This window comes from Frigoribacterium sp. CFBP 13729 (genome assembly GCF_014841875.1).
Classification (GTDB): Bacteria; Actinomycetota; Actinomycetes; order Actinomycetales; family Microbacteriaceae; genus Frigoribacterium.
Window position 1 is genome coordinate 47,519 of sequence record NZ_JACYUR010000004.1, and the last position, 15,847, is coordinate 63,365.

Genomic DNA, 15,847 nt, shown 5'->3' on the forward strand with positions numbered 1-15,847 from the left:
CGTCTCCGGCTCGTCGCCCCGAAGCGAGGATCACCCATGGAGTTCTCCGACTACGTCCGCATCGTCAGGAAGGGCTGGTCGTTCGTCGCGGGCGGGGTCGCCGTCGGCCTCGCCGCGGGCGTGCTGGCCCTCCTGCTCCTGCCGGCCTCCTGGGTCTCGACGACCCAGGTCTTCGTGTCCGTGCAGGGCGTCGACCAGTCGAGCGCGCAGGACATCGTGCAGGGCAGCAGCGCGGCACAGCAGAAGGTGACGTCGTACCTCTCCGTCGCGACGAGCGCCCGCGTGCTCCAGCCCGTGATCGACGAGCTCGACCTCGACACGACCGTGGCCGAGCTGGCGAAGCGCGTCACCGCCACCTCGCCGGCCAACACGGTCATCGTCGTGATCTCGGCGAGCGACGACGACCCCGCGGTCGCCCGCAGCATCGCGTCCGCGGTCGGGTCGAGCTTCACGACGGTCGTCGCCGACGAGCTCGAGCTGCCCGTCGGCGGCGGGCCCACGCCCGTCCGGGTCGAGACGATCGAGCCCGCGTCCTCCCCCCTCGCTCCGGCGAGCCCGCGGCTCGCGACCACGCTCGGCCTGTGCCTGCTCGGCGGGCTCGTCGTCGGACTGAGCGGGGCCGCCCTGCGGTCCCTGCTCGACACCAAGGTCCGCGGCTTCTCCGACGTGCAGCAGGTGACCGACGCGGCCGTCATCGGCGCGGTCGGCTACGACGTGACCGTCCGGTCACGCCCGCTCTTCGTGCACACCGATCCCCGCAGCCCGCGAGCCGAGGCCTTCCGCGGCCTGAGGACCGCCCTGCAGTTCCTCGACGTCGACACGCGGGGGCGCAGCATGGTGCTCACCTCCGCGCTGCCCGCCGAGGGCAAGTCGACGACGAGCGCGAACCTCGCCATCGCCCTCGCCGAGACGGGCGCGAGCGTGGTCGTCGTCGACGGCGACCTCCGGCGCCCGCGGCTCGCCGAGCTGATGGGCCTCGACGGGACGGTGGGCCTCACCGACGTCCTCATCGGCCGTGCCGAGCTCGACGACGTGCTGCAGCCCTGGGGGCGTGGCCGCCTCACGGTGCTGGCCGCCGGCACGACGCCGCCGAACCCGAGCGAGCTGCTCGGGTCGCGAGCGATGGCCGCCCTCGTCGACGAGCTGAGCTCGACCTTCGACCACGTCATCATCGACGCCCCGCCCCTCCTCCCCGTCACCGACGCCGCCGTCATCAGCACGATGACGTCGGGCTCGATCCTCGTGGTCGGCGCGGGCCGCGCGACGCGGGGACAGCTCACCCAGGCGCTCGGGCTGCTCGACCGGGTCGGCAGCCGGGTCCTCGGCGTCGTCATGACCATGGTCCCCACCAAGGGCGCGGACGCCTACGGCTACACGACCTACGACTCCTACTACGGGGACTCCCCCGCCCTCACGGTCGCGGCCGCCTCGGTGGACGGCACCCCGGGGACGGGCCGCCGCGACGTCTCGCGCGCCGTCAGGTCCACGACCGGGGCCACCGGGCCGGTGGCGCCGTGACGACCGCGCCCGTCGCCGTCGTGGTGCTCTGCACCGGCAACATCTGCCGCTCGCCGCTCGCCGAGGTGCTGCTCCGCGACCGGCTCGCCGGGCTGCCCGTCGTCGTGTCGAGCGGCGGAACCCGTGCCGTCGTCGGCGAGCCGATGGCCCCGACGATCGCCGCGAGCGTGTCCGCACGCGGGCTCGACCCGTCGCACGACGCCGCGCAGGTGACCGGCGAGCAGCTGGCGGCCGCCGACCTCGTGCTCGGCCTCGCCCGCGAGCACCGCCGGGCGGCCATCGAGCTGCGCCCGCGCGTCGTCCGGCGGGCGATGACGCTGCTCGAGCTCGTCCGCGTCGTCGAGCAGCACGGCGCCGGCCTCGCGTCCGAGGCACGGGGAGCCGCGCCCGACGTCGAGGGCAGGCTGCGGGAGGCCGTCCGCCTCGCGGTGGCCGAGCGCGGCTCGACGCTGCCCCCGGCCTCGCCCGAGCTCGACGACGTGCCCGACCCCTGGGGCCGCGACGAGCGTGCGTACGCCGCCGCGGTGACGCAGATCGTGCACGCGGTCGACGTCGTCGCGCACTGGCTGCGCGAGTCGGCGGGCACGCGGTGACCGGCCCGGTGCGCGTGCTCCAGTACCGGGTGCACGACCCGTCCTACCCGCGCAACCGCCGCCTCCGCGAGCACCTCCGCGCCGAGGGGTGCGAGGTGACCGTGCTGACGGCGAGCCGTCGCGGCCCGCGCGCGCTGCGCCTCCTGCGCGACCTGGCGACGCTCGTCCGCGAGTCCCTGCGCCACGACGTGGTCGTGCTCAGCGAGCTGCGCCTGGCGCACGCGCCGTACGTCGGGCTCGTCGGGCGGCTGACCCGCTCCACGGTCGTGGTCGACGGGTTCGTCGGCCTGCACGAGACCGAGGTCGGTGACTGGGGCCGGGTCCGGCCCGGGTCGCTGCGCGCCCGCCTCCTCCGCCTCCAGGACGACCTCGCCCTCCGTGCCGCCCACGTCTGGCTCGTCGACACCGAGGTCCGGGCCCGCCGGGCCGTCACGAGCAGGGCGGCCGCCGGGACGCGCGTCGTGTCGCTGCCCGTCGGCGCGCCCGAGTGGGCCGTCCCCACCCCGCCGCGTGCGCCGGGCGACACCCTCGAGGTGCTCTGGTACGGCAACTACATCCCCCTGCACGGGCTCGACGTCGTCGTGGCGGCCCTGGCGCTGACGCAGGGCCGGCGCGACGTCCGCCTCACCCTCGTGGGCGACGGCGGCACCCGCGACGCCACGGAACGCGCCGTGCGGCTCCTCGGGATCGAGCACCTCTGCCGCTTCGTCGACCCGGTCCCGGAGGCGGCGCTCGCCGGGCTGATCTCGGCGGCCGACGTCGTCCTCGGCATCTTCGGCTCGTCCGAGAAGGCACGCTCGGTGATCGCGAACAAGGTCTGGCAGGGCCTCGCCTCGGGGCGCGTCGTCGTCACCGCCGACTCGCCGGCGCTCGTCGAGATCGCCCCGGCCGCCGGGGCCCTGCTCGTCACGACGGAGCCGGGGTCGGCCGCGTCGGTGGCCGACGCGCTCTGCGCCGTTGACCCGGCGGCCGCCTCCCGGGCCGTGCCCGACGTCGACGAGCGGCTGGCCGCCGTCGTCCGGCGCGGCTGGGACTCCCTCGCGATCGTCGCGACCCGATGAGGCGCGCCGCGGCCCAGGCCCGCCATCTCGCCCTCTTCGTCCTCGCGCCGCTCGTGGCCTCCGTCGCGCCCGTGCTCGTGATCCCGGCCGTGACGACCACGGCGGGAGCGTCCGGCTGGGCCGCCGTCGCGGTCGCCCTCGCCGTCGGGGGCGCCGGGCACGTCGTCGCCGAGCTCGGCTGGTCGCTCGACCAGGTGCAGGCCGTCGCTCGAGCCGACGACGACGGACGACGTGCGCTCTGGCACGCGGGCCAGGCCGCGAAGCTGGCGGCCGCGGCCGTCGTCGCGCCGGTCTGCGCCGTGGCCGCCGGCCTCGTCGTCGCCGACCACGCCCTGGCCGCCGCCCTGGTCGCCGCCGGCACGGTGCTGACCGGCGCCGCGTCGCCCGCCTGGTACTTCGTCGGCGTCGGGCGCCCGGGCGCCGCACTCGTCTCGGACGCCCTGCCCCGCGTGCTGCTGCTCCTCGCCGCTGCCGCCGCGATGAGCGCCGGAGCCGACCTCGTCGTCTACGGCCTGGTCCTCCTGGCCGTGCCCGTGGCGAGCGTCGCGATCGCCGCCGCCGTGGGCAGCCTCCCGCTGCTCCCGTCCGGCGCTGCCCTGCGCGGCGTGCCGAGCCTCGTCCGCTCCCGGGGCACGATCCTCCGCGGCCGGGCGATCAGCACGGTCTACACGATGCTCCCGGCGGCCGTGCTGGGCCTCGTCGCCCCGGCGTCGGTGGCCGTGTTCTCGGGCGCCGACCGCCCCATGCGCATGGGCTTCGCGGTGCTCGGCGCGCTGCCCGCACGGCTGCAGAACTGGCTCGGCTCGTCGCCGGAGCACGACAGGGCGCGCCGGATCGCCGTGTCGATCGCCCTCACCACGGCGACGGGGGCCGTCGCCGCCGTCTGCTTCGTGCTCGCGATGCCCGTCGTCGCGCCCGTGCTGTTCAGCGGCACGGTCGATCTCGACCCGCACCTCCTCGTCTCCGTCGCCGTGCTGCTGCTCGTCATGTCCGTGTCGCGGGGCGCGGCCCTCGGCCTCGTCTCCGTCGGCGAGGCGCCGCGCATCACGACGGCCGTCACGGCCGCCGCCGTCGTGGGCCTGCCCGCGCTGGCCCTCGGCGGGCTCGTCGGCGGAGCCGTCGGGGCGGTCTCCGCTCTCGTGCTCGCCGAGGCGGTCGGGGTCGCCGTGCAGGGTGCCTCCCTGGTCGCCACGCTCCGGATCGTCTCGGTGCAGGGGGCGGCCTCGTGATGCTCGCCGCCCTCGCGGGCGTCCTCGCGGTGCCCGCCTTCTTCGTGCTCGCGGCCGTCGTCCGCGGCGACGCGCTCCGGGGCGCGGTCGTCGCGCTCGTGCTCGGCCTGCACTGCTTCGCGTGGTCCCCGCTCGTGCCGCAGGCCGTGTGCGACGCGGTCGTCGTCGCGAGCCTCGTCCTGCTGCTCTTCACGGCGGCGTCGCCGCGACCGCCCGGCGGCCTGCGCGTCGCCGCCGGCCCGGTGCTGCTGGTCGCCGTGTTCGTCGGCGCGTCGGTCACCACGTTCGTCGCCTACCCGCCCGGGCTCGGCCTCGTGCTGCGCACGACCCTGCTCGCGGGGCTCGTCGTGGTCGTGCTGGCGCAGGCCGGATCCGCCGACCGCCGTCGACTGGTCGACGGCGTCGTCGTCGTCGCCGTGCTCCAGGGGCTCGCCGGCCTGGTCGAGGTCGTGCGCGGCCAGCCCCTGCTCTGGGGCTACAAGGTCTACGCCACCGGACGCGGCCTGTGGAACGAGAACCACCTCCTCGGCGGCGACGCCGTCCGGGTGCAGGGGACGATGTCGCACGCGCTGCCGTACAGCACCCTGCTCATGGTGGGCCTCGTGCTGCTGCTCACCACCTGGCGCCGACGCGCGCCCGGCCCCCGGTGGTCGGCGCTCGTCCTGCTGGGCACCTGCCTCGTGCTGGCCGGCTCGCGGAGCGCCGTCGTCGCTGCCGTGATCGCGCTCGCCTACCTGCTCGTGAGCTCGCGCCGATCGGCGACGTGGCAGCGCGGGTCGATCCTCGCGGCCGCGGCGGTCGCCGTCGTGCTCGTGTCGTGGACGGAGATCGCGCAGCGGGCCGACGAGCTGCTGTCCTCCGGCTCGTTCCTCAACCGGGCCGGGCACTTCCCCGCCGTTCCCCGACTGGTCGGCCGCCCCGTGCTCGAGGCCTTCTTCGGCAGCGGCGAGGGCAGCGAGGGTCAGCTGTTCGCCCAGGGCTACTTCTTCGGCACGGGCTTCAACGTGGTCGACAACCAGCTGCTGTCGTCGCTCGCCACGCAGGGCGTCCTCGGGGCGGGCCTCGTCGTCGCCGCCCTCGTGGTCTCGGCGATCCGGGGCGGCCGCGACGTCCGCGCGTGCCTCGTCGTCTTCACCTCGGGGCTGATGACCTGCGACGCGTTCAAGATGACCACGATGGTGCTGCTGCTGGCCGTCGTCGTCTGCCTGTCCGACCGACGCTGGGGCGCAGAGCCTGGTGAGGAGGCGGACCGGGCGGACGCTCCCCGCGAGGCCGAGGAGGCGGATGAGGCCGACCAGGCCGACCAGGCCGACGAGGCGAACGATCCGTCCGAGGCCGACAAGGTGGACAGCCGCCCACGCACCGGACGACGAGCCGCCTCACGAGCCTGACCCGCGCCGCACTGCGTCGCGCCGCACGGTGCCGCGCCGCACGGTGCGGCGCGAGGAGACTGCCTCAGCGGGCGAGCGCACCCTCCCGCAGGTGCAGCCTGACGAGGCCGCCGAGCGATCGTGACATCTGCTCGGTGAGGTGCTGCGCGTCCGACCGGACGAGCAGGGGCCCCGCGGTGACGGGCACGAGCCCTCCCGTCGACGTGAACCACGGCTCGACGTCGACCCGGACGGCGTCGACTCCTGCGGCGCGCGCGTCGGCGACCCCGGCGGCCTCGGCCCGCGCCGCCGCCTCGGATCGGGGCTCCACCTCGGTCGTGCACAGCGCCGCGCGCGTCGCCCTCGTGGCGCAGGCCGCCGGCGAGGCGCCCCGAGGGGGTGCTCCGAGCAGCACGACGCGAGCACCGCCGCCGGCACGGGACAGCCGCTCGACGCCCGACGTCGTGCCGCGCCGCCACTCGGCTGCCGCCTCCGCCCCCGTCGCGCCGCTGAGGAGCCGATCGACCCCGGCGGCGCTCGACGAGGTGACGACGAGATCGGGCGCGGTGCGCTCGACGAAGTCCACGAGGTGCGACCGGCTCTCGGAGCACGCGTCGGCGAAGGCGGTGCCGCCGTCGCCCCCGTGGAACCGGGCCTCGATCGTCGAGCAGCTCCCGACGCCGAGTCCGAGCACGCGCCAGTCAGGGCCGAGGGCCTCGACGACCGCGGGCATCCAGCTGAGGGCGATCGAGTCGCCGACGACGACGGCCACGCGCTCGGCCGAGGCAGGCCCGGTGACGCAGGGCTCGAACGACGCGGGGTCGGTCCCGACGTCGTAGCGGCACCCCTCCGGGCCGATCTGCGGCGCGGAGGCCGACGAGAACGCACCCTCGAGCACGGCCGTCGGCACGTCTCCCGCACCGGCAACGGCGCCGTCGAGGGCGGCCCGGAGCGACGATGTCGACCACGAGGCCGGGTCGCCGACCACGCGGCCCGAGGCGCCGGGGGCGGCCGGGCCGCCCGGGGTGCCCGAGGTTCCCGGCGAGGCGACCGCGCGGACGGCGGCCGGGTCGATCAGCCACGCCGGCCCCCGCAGCTGTGCCGCCGAGGCACCGACCACGACGGTCCCCACGACGACGGCGAGCGCGACCTGGGCGACGGGCCCTCGTGCGCCGCGCCTCCTCGGTGCCGTCGTCGGCGAGCCCGCACGGACGGGGGCAGGTCCGACCGCCGAGGAGGGGACCGCAGCCGTGTCGCGCACGGACGAGCTGCCGCCCGTCGGGTCCGCAGCCCCGCGCAGCCAGCCGGACCGTTGCACGCGCTGCTCGACGAGCCGGTAGGAGGCGGTGGTCAGCAGCACGGTCAGCGCGAGCTGGGCCACGACCCACCCGGGGCCGTCGAGCCCGAGGGAGGCGGCGAACACGATGACGGGGAAGTGCCAGAGGTAGAGGGAGTACGAGCGCCGGCCGACCCACCGGGCGGGCCGGGAGACGAGGACCGACTCGACCGGGCCCAGCGTCCCCGAGCCCGCGGTGACGACGAGCACGGTCCCGATCACGGGCAGGAGGGCCCACGGCCACGGGAACGCCGCGGCCGGGCCGGCGAGGGCCCACCCGACGGCGAGGGCCGAGCCGACGATCGTGAGCTGCCCGGCCAGGGTCAGCACCCGGCGGGCCGCCCGGGGCAGACGGCGCGCCCCGGGGGCGGCGAGCGCGGCGAGGCCGCCCGCCGCGAGCTCCCAGGTGCGTCCGACCGAGTCGAAGTACGCCGCGGCGGGCGCGACGCCCGTGCGCCACGCGCACCAGGCGACCGACACCAGGAGGACGACCCCGAACACGGCACCGAGCAGCGCCGGGGTCGCTCCGGGCCGCCGCAGGAGGCGGACGACGACGGCGACGGCGATGACGAGCAGGGGCCAGACGAGGTAGAACTGCTCCTCGACGGCGAGCGACCAGAAGTGCTGCAGGGGCGACACGGCCCCGTCGGAGGCGAGGTAGTCCGTGCCCAGCGCCACGAGGTGCCAGTTCTCGACGAACGCCGCCGACGCGAGGGCGTCCAGGACGGTGGCCCAGGCCCGCGGCGCGAGCCACAGCGCCCAGGCCGCGACGACGACGGCGACGAGCACGACGCCGGCGGCCGGCAGGATCCGCCGGGCGCGACGGGCGTAGAACGCCGTCAGGGAGACGGTCCCCGTCGCGTCGAGCTCGGCGAGCAGCACCGAGGTGATGACGAAGCCGGAGACGACGAAGAACACGTCGACACCCACGAACCCGCCGGACGGCCAGCCGACGAGGTGCTCGGCCACGACCACGAGCACGGCGAGCGCCCGGAGCCCCTCGACGTCGGGTCGGAACGAGGAGCGGGAGCTGGTCGTCATGGGGGCCTTCGGGTCGGGAGGTCGTCGCCCGGCTCGAGGGACCGTCAGCGCCGGCCCTGACCGCCGACGTCGTACCGGAATCCTACCTGTGGAACTCATATTGCACCAGGTTGGACCGGAGGGTATAAATGCCTGATGCCTCGCAGCCGCAGAACGGTCGGTCCACTCACTCGTCGCCCCGAGCTCGAAGGGCTCCGAGGGTGGCTCGCCGCCGTGATCGTGCTCTACCACCTGACCTTCGTCCCGGTCGGCGGGGTCATCGGGGTCGACGTCTTCTTCGCGCTGTCGGGCTACCTCATCACCCGCCTCCTGCTCGACGAGCACGACCGCACCGGCCTCGTCGACCTGGGGGCCTTCTACGTCCGCCGCGCCCGCCGACTGCTGCCGGTCGCCGGGGCCGTCCTCGGGGCGACGGTCGCCGCCTCCTTCGCCGTCTGGTCGACGCCGCGGGCCCTCGACGTGCTGCTCGACGCGGTCACCTCCGCGACCTTCAGCGCCAACTGGCACCTCATCGCAGCCGGCACCGACTACCTGCAGCACGACGGGCCGGTCTCGCCGCTGCAGCACTTCTGGTCGCTCGCCGTCGAGGAGCAGTTCTACGTCGTCTGGCCCCTCGTCGTCGTGCTCGTCCTCGCCGCCGTCCGGCGACGCGACGCGACGAGGAGGCGCCTGGTCGTGGGCTGCACCGCCCTCGTCGCGTCCGTGGCCTCGGCCGCCTGGTCGTGGCACCTCACCGCGACCTCCATCGAGGCCGCGTACTTCGACCCGTTCGGCCGGGCTTGGGAGATCGGCGTCGGCGCGGCCTGCGGCGCCCTGGTGCCCCTCGTCGCCGTGCGGACCGTCGCCTGGCGAGCCCGGGCCACGAGCCTGGGGATGCTGCTGGTCCTCGGCTCTCTCCTCCTCACCGAGCCCCTGGCCGCGTTCCCGTGGCCCGGCGCGCTGCCGGCCGTGCTCGGCACGGCCCTGGTCCTCTCGTTCGGCTCGGCCGACCTGCCGGGCGCGCCGCGGCTGCTCTGCGCCCCCGCGGCGGTGTGGGCAGGGCGCCGGTCGTACTCGATCTACCTCTGGCACTTTCCGGTGGCCGTCGTCGGCTCGGCCCTCGTCGACTCCTGGTGGCGGGTCCCTGCCTCGGTGGCGCTGACGTTCGTGCTGAGCGCGGCCTCGTACCGCTGGGTGGAGCGCCCCGCCCTGCGCGGCCCTGGGGCAGCACGTCCGACGGCGGCGCCCGGTCGGCCGCCGGGGCAGGGGCGCGTGGCGGCCGGAGCCCGCGCTCCCCGTGCCGCACGCCCCGGCCTCGCCGTCGCGGCCGTGGTGGCGGTCCTCGTCGTCGTGTCCTCCGCCGCCCAGGTCCGCTCCCCCACCAAGCTCGGCGAGCCGTCGGCGCTGGCCTCCGTGCTCGGGCTCGCCTCGGAGCCCCCCGGCGGGGGCGACGTGCCGCCCCTCCCCGCGCGGGACCCCGGGACGACCGTGCTCGCCGCCCTCGAGGCGGACACCTGGTCGCCGGCCGAGAGGTCGGAGATCGACTCGGCCTTCGCGACCTCGCTCGCCCCGGCGATGGACCCGCACACCGGCTGCCGCCACGACCCGACCCCCAGCCCGGACGGGGCCCGCACCTGCCGGTGGGGCCCGGACGACGCCGAGCGCACCGCCGTCGTCGTCGGCGACTCCGTGGCCGCCAGCTGGACGAGCGGGATCGCGGCGGCCCTCGTCCCCGAGGGCTGGGCCGTCGTCGCCCTCGCCTTCGCGGGCTGCACGCCCGTCGACCTGCCGCCGACCGCGCGCTACGACGATCCCGGGTTCGAGGACGCGTGCTCGGCCGACCGCGAGGCGATGGCCGCGTTGCCGGCCGCCTCCGGAGCCGATCTCGTCGTCGTCTCGGGCGGCGTCAACGTGCTCGCCCGCCGCGCGGACGCGGTCGGGCCCGAGGCGGCCGAGCGCGAGTGGCGCGACGCGGCGGAGTCGACCCTGCGGAGGCTCGCGGCGACCACGCCGCGCGTCGTCCTGCTCGGGGCCCCTCCGGCGGGCCAGGCCGTGCGCGACTGCGCGGTCCGGGTCGGCAGCCCCGGCGCGTGCGTCACGACGACCACCGCGGCCCAGCGCGCACAGGTCGCGGCCGAGCAGGCGGCAGCGACCGCGGCCGGCCCCCGGGTCGAGCACGTCGACGTCACGCCGTGGTTCTGCGCCGACGGGCGCTGCCCCGCCGTGCTGGGCGGCCGTCTCGTCCGGCTGGACCGCTCGCACCTCACCGAGGCGACCTCGCTGGCGACCCGCGACCTCCTGGCCGACCGCCTCCTCGACGCGACGCCGCCGCCTCCGTCGACCTAGAACCGGTGCTGCCGCACCCACTCGTGCATGACGACCGCCCCGGCGGCGGAGGCGTTGATGCTCCGGGTCGAGCCGAACTGCGAGATCTCGACGGCGAGGTCGGCCGCCTCGAGCACCTCCGGGCTGAGCCCCGGCCCCTCCTGGCCGAACACGAGGACGCATCGCTCGGGCAGCGCGGTCGTCTCGAGCGGCACCGAGCCGGCGACGTTGTCGACGGCGACGACCACGAGCCCGGCGCCCCGCGCCCAGGCGACGAAGGAGGCGACGTCCGGGTGGTGCAGCACGTGCTGGTAGCGGTCGGTCACCATGGCGCCCCGCTTGTTCCAGCGCCTGCGCCCGACGATGTGGACCGCCTCGGCCGCGAACGCGTTCGCGCTGCGGACGATCGAGCCGATGTTCATGTCGTGCTGCCAGTTCTCGACGGCGACGTGGAACGGGTTCCGCACCAGGTCGAGGTCGGCGACGATCGCGTCGAGCGACCAGTAGCGGTACCGGTCGACGACGTTTCGCCGGTCGCCGTCGCGGAGCAGCTCCTCGTCCCAGTGGTCGCCCGTCGGCCAGGCGGCCTCGCCGCCGGGCCACGGGCCGACGCCGTGCGCGACGACGGGCTCCGCGACGGGCCCGCCGACCGGGCCCGCGGGATCGGCGGCGGGGTCGCGGTCGGGATCGGGCTCGGGGTCGCGGGGCTCGTCGGTCACGACGGCCAGCGTAGGGCGGCGGGGCGACCGGCAGCGCGCCTCCTGCGTCCGCGTCAGCGCGCCTCCTGCGGCCACCTCCGCTCAGTAAGGTGTGCCCATGGGTACTCGCGACGAGGTCGAATGCTGGTTGACCGACATGGACGGCGTGCTGGTGCACGAGAACCAGGCCCTGCCCGGCGCCGCGGCGCTGATCCAGCAGTGGCAGGACGAGGGCACGCCGTACCTCGTGCTCACGAACAACTCGATCTTCACGCCGCGTGACCTGAGCGCGCGGCTCCGCGCCTCGGGCCTGCACGTGCCCGAGGAGCGCATCTGGACGAGCGCCCTCGCGACCGCCGACTTCTGCCGCTCGCAGATGCCCGGCGGCTCGGCCTTCGTCATCGGCGAGGCCGGCATGACGACCGCGCTGCACGAAGCGGGCTTCATCATGACCGAGACCGACCCCGACTACGTCGTCGTCGGCGAGACCCGCAACTACTCGTTCGACGCGATCACGAAGGCGGTGCGGCTGATCCTCGGCGGTGCCCGCTTCATCGTCACGAACCCCGACACGACCGGCCCGAGCGCCGACGGCCCGATGCCCGCGACGGGCGCGATCGCCGCGATGATCACGGCCGCGACGAACAAGTCGCCCTACGTCGTCGGCAAGCCGAACCCGATGATGTTCCGCTCGGCGATGAACCGCATCGGCGCGCACAGCGAGAACACCGCGATGATCGGCGACCGGATGGACACCGACGTCGTCGCGGGCATCGAGGCGGGGCTGCACACGATCCTCGTGATGACCGGCATCAGCGACCAGGCCGAGATCGACCGCTACCCGTTCCGCCCGAACGAGGTGCTGAGCGGCGTGCACGAGCTGGTCCGCGCCGAGCCGCTCGAGACCGACACGGTGCCGAGCGAGCTCTAGCTCGACACGCGCCGGCGCCGGCCGGTCCGCATCCCGGCGCCGTCCGCAAGGCCCACGTCACCCGCGCCGGCCGCACGGTCCGCGTCACCTGCGCTGCCCGCACGGTCCGCTTCGCCCGCGCTGACGGCAAATGCCGACCACTCGGTCCGATCTACTGCCGCAATAGTGGGATATTCCGCTATTGCAGGCCTCGTTGTCGGCATTTGCGGGCAACAAGGGCGCAGCGGGGCGGTCAGAGCGCAGGAGGAGCGGGCCGGGTGGGGCAGGTCAGGCCGCGGCCGGCGCGACGCTGCTGGTCATCGGCTCGCCGCTCGAGCGGTCGACGAAGCACCAGTACGAGCGGACCCCGGCGGCCCATTCCGCGTCGGTCGACGGCCAGCTCGCGCTGAACTGCGCGTCGGCCCAGGTCGACGCGGCGGCGAGGTCGAGCGCGCTCGCCCCGGTGCAGAGCACCGACATCTGCGACCGCAGCGCGTCGCTCCCCGGGTACGCCGCGGCCGGGTCGGCGTCGAGCGCCCCGATCGAGGCCAGCTGGGCGACGTGCGGCTGGCCGCAGTCGACGACCTCGTAGTCCTGCTGCCACGCGTCCTCGAAGGCGGAGAAGCACTCGCCGCCCTGCAGGTCGCTCCACGGGTGCGTGCCCGTCGAGAGCGGGCCGGCCGCCGCCTCCTGCGGGAGCTCCGCGGGCGCGGCGGTGACGGTGCGGGTGGCGACGGCCGCGGCGGGGGTCTCGGTCGGCTGCGGCGTCCCGGCGAAGAGCGACCGGCTGAGCACGAACAAGGCGACGAGCGCGAGCACGATCACGAGCGCCGCGGCGACGCCGAGCAGCACCTTCCGGCCACGGGACCACGACGCGATGCCGCCCCCGGGCCCTGCCGCGGACGACCCCGCTCCGGGGCCGGACGGCCCCGACGGGGCGGACGGGCCACCGCGCGGAACGAGGGGCGAAGCGCCCGAGGAGGCGGCCGCTGGCGCGGCCGGCGACCCTGCCTCGACGCTCAGCCCGGGCAGCTCGGCGTCGGTGTGCGGCACCGAGCGAGGTCGTTCGCCGGCGGCGGTCGGCGGGGTCTCCGCCGCGGCGGCGGCCCCCGTCGCCCCGGCGCCCGCCAGGCCTGCGCCCGCGAGGCCTGCGCCGGCGAGGGGCAGCGCCGCCGTGGCCGCGTCCGGGGCGTCCTCCTCGGCCTCGACCCGGAGCGCCGCGAACGGGTCGTCGAGGTCGAGCGGGTCGTCGTCCCGGGCCGGGCTCACGAGCTCGTCGCCCTCGGCGGCGGTGGTCGAGGCGTCCTCGACGGGCAGCTCGTCGCTCAGCGCCCAGGACCCGCCCGCCGGCAGCGGGCCGGGATCGACGAGGTCGCTGCGTCCCGCGTCGGCCGCGGGGTCGCCGGGGGTGTCCTCCAGCGACTCGCGCGCGTCGCCCGACGGTCGCACGATGCCCAGCAGCTCGGTGAACGTGGGCTCCGACCCGTCGGCCGTCGGCGCGGACGCCGCTCCCGACGGCCCGGTGAAGGGCAGGCCCGCAGGAGGTGCGGCGGGGGCTCCGGCAGCGCTCTCGTCGTCAGCAGCGGCGGCCGCAGCCGCAGCAGCCGCAGCGTCCGGGGACGCCGCCACCGCGGGCGGCACGACGACCCCGGCGGCCTCGGCCTCGCGGCGCTCTCGCCGGGTCATCTCGTGGTGCTCGGCGACCCACCAGGGCTCCGCGGGTGCGGACTCGGCCGTGCCCGGCTCGGGCTCGTTCGCGGTCGCGGGCTCCGAGGCGAGCTCCGTCGAGGGCTCGGGGTCCTGCTCCGAGGCGAACTCGGTAGCGGGCTCGGTCTGCTCGAACGAAGGCTCAGGCTCGCTCTCCACCTCGGTCGCGGTCTCGGTCTGCTCCGCTGCGGGCTCGGACTCGGGCTCGAGCTCGAGCTCGGGCTCGGGCTCGGGCTGCTCGACCGTGGACTCGGAGTCGAACGCGACCACGGGCTCGACCAGGTCGACTGCGGGCTCCGGCGCCGACGCAGGCTCGGTCGAGGCCCGGGGCAGTTCGGCCTCGGTCGCGGACTCAGGCTCAGCCCCGGGCGCGAACTCGACCTCGGGCTCGGATGCGGCCTCCGGCGCGAACCCGACCTCGGGCTCGGATGCGAGCTCGGGCTCCGACCCGGCCGACGTGGGCTCCTGCCCGGCCGGTGTCGATCGGGCCTCGTCCTCGAACGACGCGGACGCGTCCGCGTCCGCGTCCGGAGACGGATCAGGCGCAGCAGCCGCAGCAGGGACCGCAGCAGCCGGGAGGTCGAACGCCCGCGTCTGCGCGTCGTCGGCCGCGTCGGCCGACGGGACGGGCGCCTCCTCGGCGTCCTCGCCCGCGGCGGTCGGCAGGTCGACGTCGTCCCGGGACCCTCCGTCCGGGTCCGGGCCCGCGGCCCGGTCGTCGGACGCCGCCGGGGCGCTCCAGTCGAAGGACGACGGGAAGACGGGCTGCGGAGCGACGGGAGGCGTGATCAGGGCGGTGAAGGGGCCGGGCTCGTCCCGCGGCGCAGGGTCGGTCTCGGGCTCCTCGACCGAGGCGCCGTCCGAGGTGTCGGGCTCGTCGCCGGCGACCGCGGCCGACGGGTCGGCAGGCAGCAGCGCGGCGGGCGGCACCGGCGCAGGACGCGGCGCGACCGCCGGCGGGACCTCGTAGCGAGGAGGCGCGACGGCCTCCGACCGGACGGTCTCGTCCGGGACGGGGTCGGCCTCATGCTCGTCGACCCCGTCGGCGGACGGCGTCGGCTCGGCGGACGGCGTCGGCTCGGTCGGCGAGGGCGGCGGCATCGTCCCGGCCAGCGCCGAGAGGTCGAGCGCCATCGGGTGGCCCGAGTTCTTCACGACCTCGGACTCGGCGGTGGGGGCAGGCGGCACGGTGAACGGCGCGGAGCGAACGGTCTCGGCCGAGATCGGCGTCGCCGCCGTCCGCAGGCCGCGCTCGGCAGGGTCGCCCTCGGCCGAGTCGTCCTCGGCCACGCCGTCGGCGGCCGGGCGGTCCTCGACCGCGTCGTCGTCATCGACCACGTCGTCGCCGTCGACCACGTCGTCGTCAGCGCCGTCGTCGAACTGCGCCGCGAGCCAGTCGCCCGCGTCGAGCCCCGACGTGTCGTCCGCCGGCTCCCGGCCCGCCTCGGCCTCCTCGCCGTCCGGCCCGCGGCCGTCGCGCGCGTCGTTCACGGCTGCAGCCCGAGGTCGTCCAGCCCGATGGCCGCGTAGTAGGGGTAACCGGCGGCCTCGATGACCTCGCGGGCCCCGGTGCTGCGGTCGACGACGACGGCGACGGCCGCGATCACCGCGCCCACCGCCTCCAGCGCCTCGGCCGCGGCGAGGGGCGAGCCCCCGGTGGTGGAGGTGTCCTCGAGGACGACGACCCGCTTGCCCTCGAGGTCCGGGCCCTCGACCTGCTTGCCGCGACCGTGGTCCTTGGGCTCCTTGCGGACGACGAAGGCGTCGTAGTCGCGCCCCATCGCGACGCCCTGGTGCAGCACGGCGGAGGCGATCGGGTCGGCGCCCATCGTCAGGCCGCCCACGGCGAACACGTCGGGCACCTCGGTGATGAGGTCGACCATGACCTGCCCGATCAGGGGGGCGACGCGGTGGTCGAGGCTGACCTTCCGCAGGTCGATGTAGTAGCTCGCCTTCTTGCCGCTCGTGAGCGTGAAGTCGCCGTGGAAGACGGCCTCGGAGCGGATGTAGTCGATGAGCTGCGTGCGTGCGTCGGTCACGGTGACCAATGGTAGGGCAGGAGGCTCCGCCCAGGCCGGGT

At 76.0% G+C, this 15,847-nt stretch carries 11 protein-coding genes; 7 read left to right on the top strand and 4 right to left on the bottom strand.

Annotated features, from left to right (window positions below):
* The first annotated feature begins 36 nt into the window (after positions 1-36).
* Genes IFT77_RS12565 through IFT77_RS12585 form a run of 5 tightly spaced genes read left to right on the top strand, consistent with a single transcriptional unit; the run spans position 37 to position 5,792 of the window.
* Positions 37-1,518 (top strand): polysaccharide biosynthesis tyrosine autokinase, encoded by a 1,482-nt coding sequence (locus IFT77_RS12565; RefSeq protein ID WP_192170167.1) that lies wholly within the window; start codon positions 37-39, stop codon positions 1,516-1,518.
* Positions 1,515-2,111 (top strand): low molecular weight phosphatase family protein, encoded by a 597-nt coding sequence (locus IFT77_RS12570; protein WP_192043037.1) that lies wholly within the window; start codon positions 1,515-1,517, stop codon positions 2,109-2,111. Before IFT77_RS12565 ends, IFT77_RS12570 begins: the two co-directional genes overlap by 4 nt.
* Entirely contained in the window at positions 2,108-3,172 is a 1,065-nt protein-coding gene (locus tag IFT77_RS17510) for a glycosyltransferase (RefSeq protein ID WP_192170168.1), read from the top strand. The genes IFT77_RS12570 and IFT77_RS17510 overlap by 4 nt, the downstream gene beginning before the upstream one ends.
* Positions 3,169-4,401: a hypothetical protein gene (locus IFT77_RS12580; RefSeq protein WP_192170169.1), complete on the top strand. Its 1,233-nt coding sequence runs from the start codon at positions 3,169-3,171 to the stop codon at positions 4,399-4,401. The genes IFT77_RS17510 and IFT77_RS12580 overlap by 4 nt, the downstream gene beginning before the upstream one ends.
* A complete protein-coding gene (locus IFT77_RS12585) occupies positions 4,398-5,792 on the top strand; it encodes a hypothetical protein (protein ID WP_192170170.1) in 1,395 nt (464 codons plus the stop codon). Before IFT77_RS12580 ends, IFT77_RS12585 begins: the two co-directional genes overlap by 4 nt.
* 64 nt (positions 5,793-5,856) lie before the next feature.
* On the opposite strand, the gene IFT77_RS12590 is transcribed toward IFT77_RS12585, so the two are convergent.
* Positions 5,857-8,148, bottom strand: coding sequence for an acyltransferase (locus tag IFT77_RS12590; RefSeq protein ID WP_192170171.1), 2,292 nt, complete (start codon positions 8,146-8,148; stop codon positions 5,857-5,859).
* Between the two features lie 135 nt (positions 8,149-8,283).
* Between IFT77_RS12590 and IFT77_RS12595 the strand changes: the two genes are divergently transcribed.
* On the top strand, positions 8,284-10,473 hold the full coding sequence (locus IFT77_RS12595; RefSeq protein ID WP_192043042.1) for an acyltransferase family protein: 2,190 nt from the start codon (positions 8,284-8,286) through the stop codon (positions 10,471-10,473).
* On the opposite strand, the gene IFT77_RS12600 is transcribed toward IFT77_RS12595, so the two are convergent.
* On the bottom strand, positions 10,470-11,171 hold the full coding sequence (locus tag IFT77_RS12600; RefSeq protein ID WP_192170172.1) for an RNA methyltransferase: 702 nt from the start codon (positions 11,169-11,171) through the stop codon (positions 10,470-10,472). The two genes, IFT77_RS12595 and IFT77_RS12600, sit on opposite strands and share 4 nt — an antisense overlap.
* A gap of 97 nt (positions 11,172-11,268) precedes the next feature.
* On the opposite strand from IFT77_RS12600, the gene IFT77_RS12605 reads away from it, so the two are divergent.
* Positions 11,269-12,081, top strand: a complete 813-nt coding sequence (locus IFT77_RS12605; RefSeq protein WP_123548538.1) for an HAD-IIA family hydrolase — start codon at positions 11,269-11,271, stop codon at positions 12,079-12,081.
* A 267-nt stretch (positions 12,082-12,348) separates the two neighbouring features.
* Here IFT77_RS12605 and IFT77_RS17515 read toward each other — a convergent pair whose 3' ends face one another.
* Both IFT77_RS17515 and pyrE read right to left on the bottom strand, forming a co-directional pair.
* Entirely contained in the window at positions 12,349-15,258 is a 2,910-nt protein-coding gene (locus IFT77_RS17515) for a septum formation family protein (protein WP_192170173.1), read from the bottom strand.
* The gene (gene pyrE, locus IFT77_RS12615; protein ID WP_192170174.1) at positions 15,255-15,806 is read right to left on the bottom strand and encodes an orotate phosphoribosyltransferase; all 552 of its coding nucleotides are present in this window, start codon (positions 15,804-15,806) and stop codon (positions 15,255-15,257) included. Before pyrE ends, IFT77_RS17515 begins: the two co-directional genes overlap by 4 nt.
* Between the last annotated feature and the right edge of the window lie 41 nt (positions 15,807-15,847).

Coding starts and splice junctions, on each gene's coding strand:
- IFT77_RS12580 (WP_192170169.1), top strand. CDS start 3,169: ATGAGGCGCGCCGCGGCCCAGGCCCGCCATCTCGCCCTCTTCGTCCTC.
- IFT77_RS12590 (WP_192170171.1), bottom strand. CDS start 8,148: ATGACGACCAGCTCCCGCTCCTCGTTCCGACCCGACGTCGAGGGGCTC.
- IFT77_RS12565 (WP_192170167.1), top strand. CDS start 37: ATGGAGTTCTCCGACTACGTCCGCATCGTCAGGAAGGGCTGGTCGTTC.
- IFT77_RS12605 (WP_123548538.1), top strand. CDS start 11,269: ATGGGTACTCGCGACGAGGTCGAATGCTGGTTGACCGACATGGACGGC.
- IFT77_RS12595 (WP_192043042.1), top strand. CDS start 8,284: ATGCCTCGCAGCCGCAGAACGGTCGGTCCACTCACTCGTCGCCCCGAG.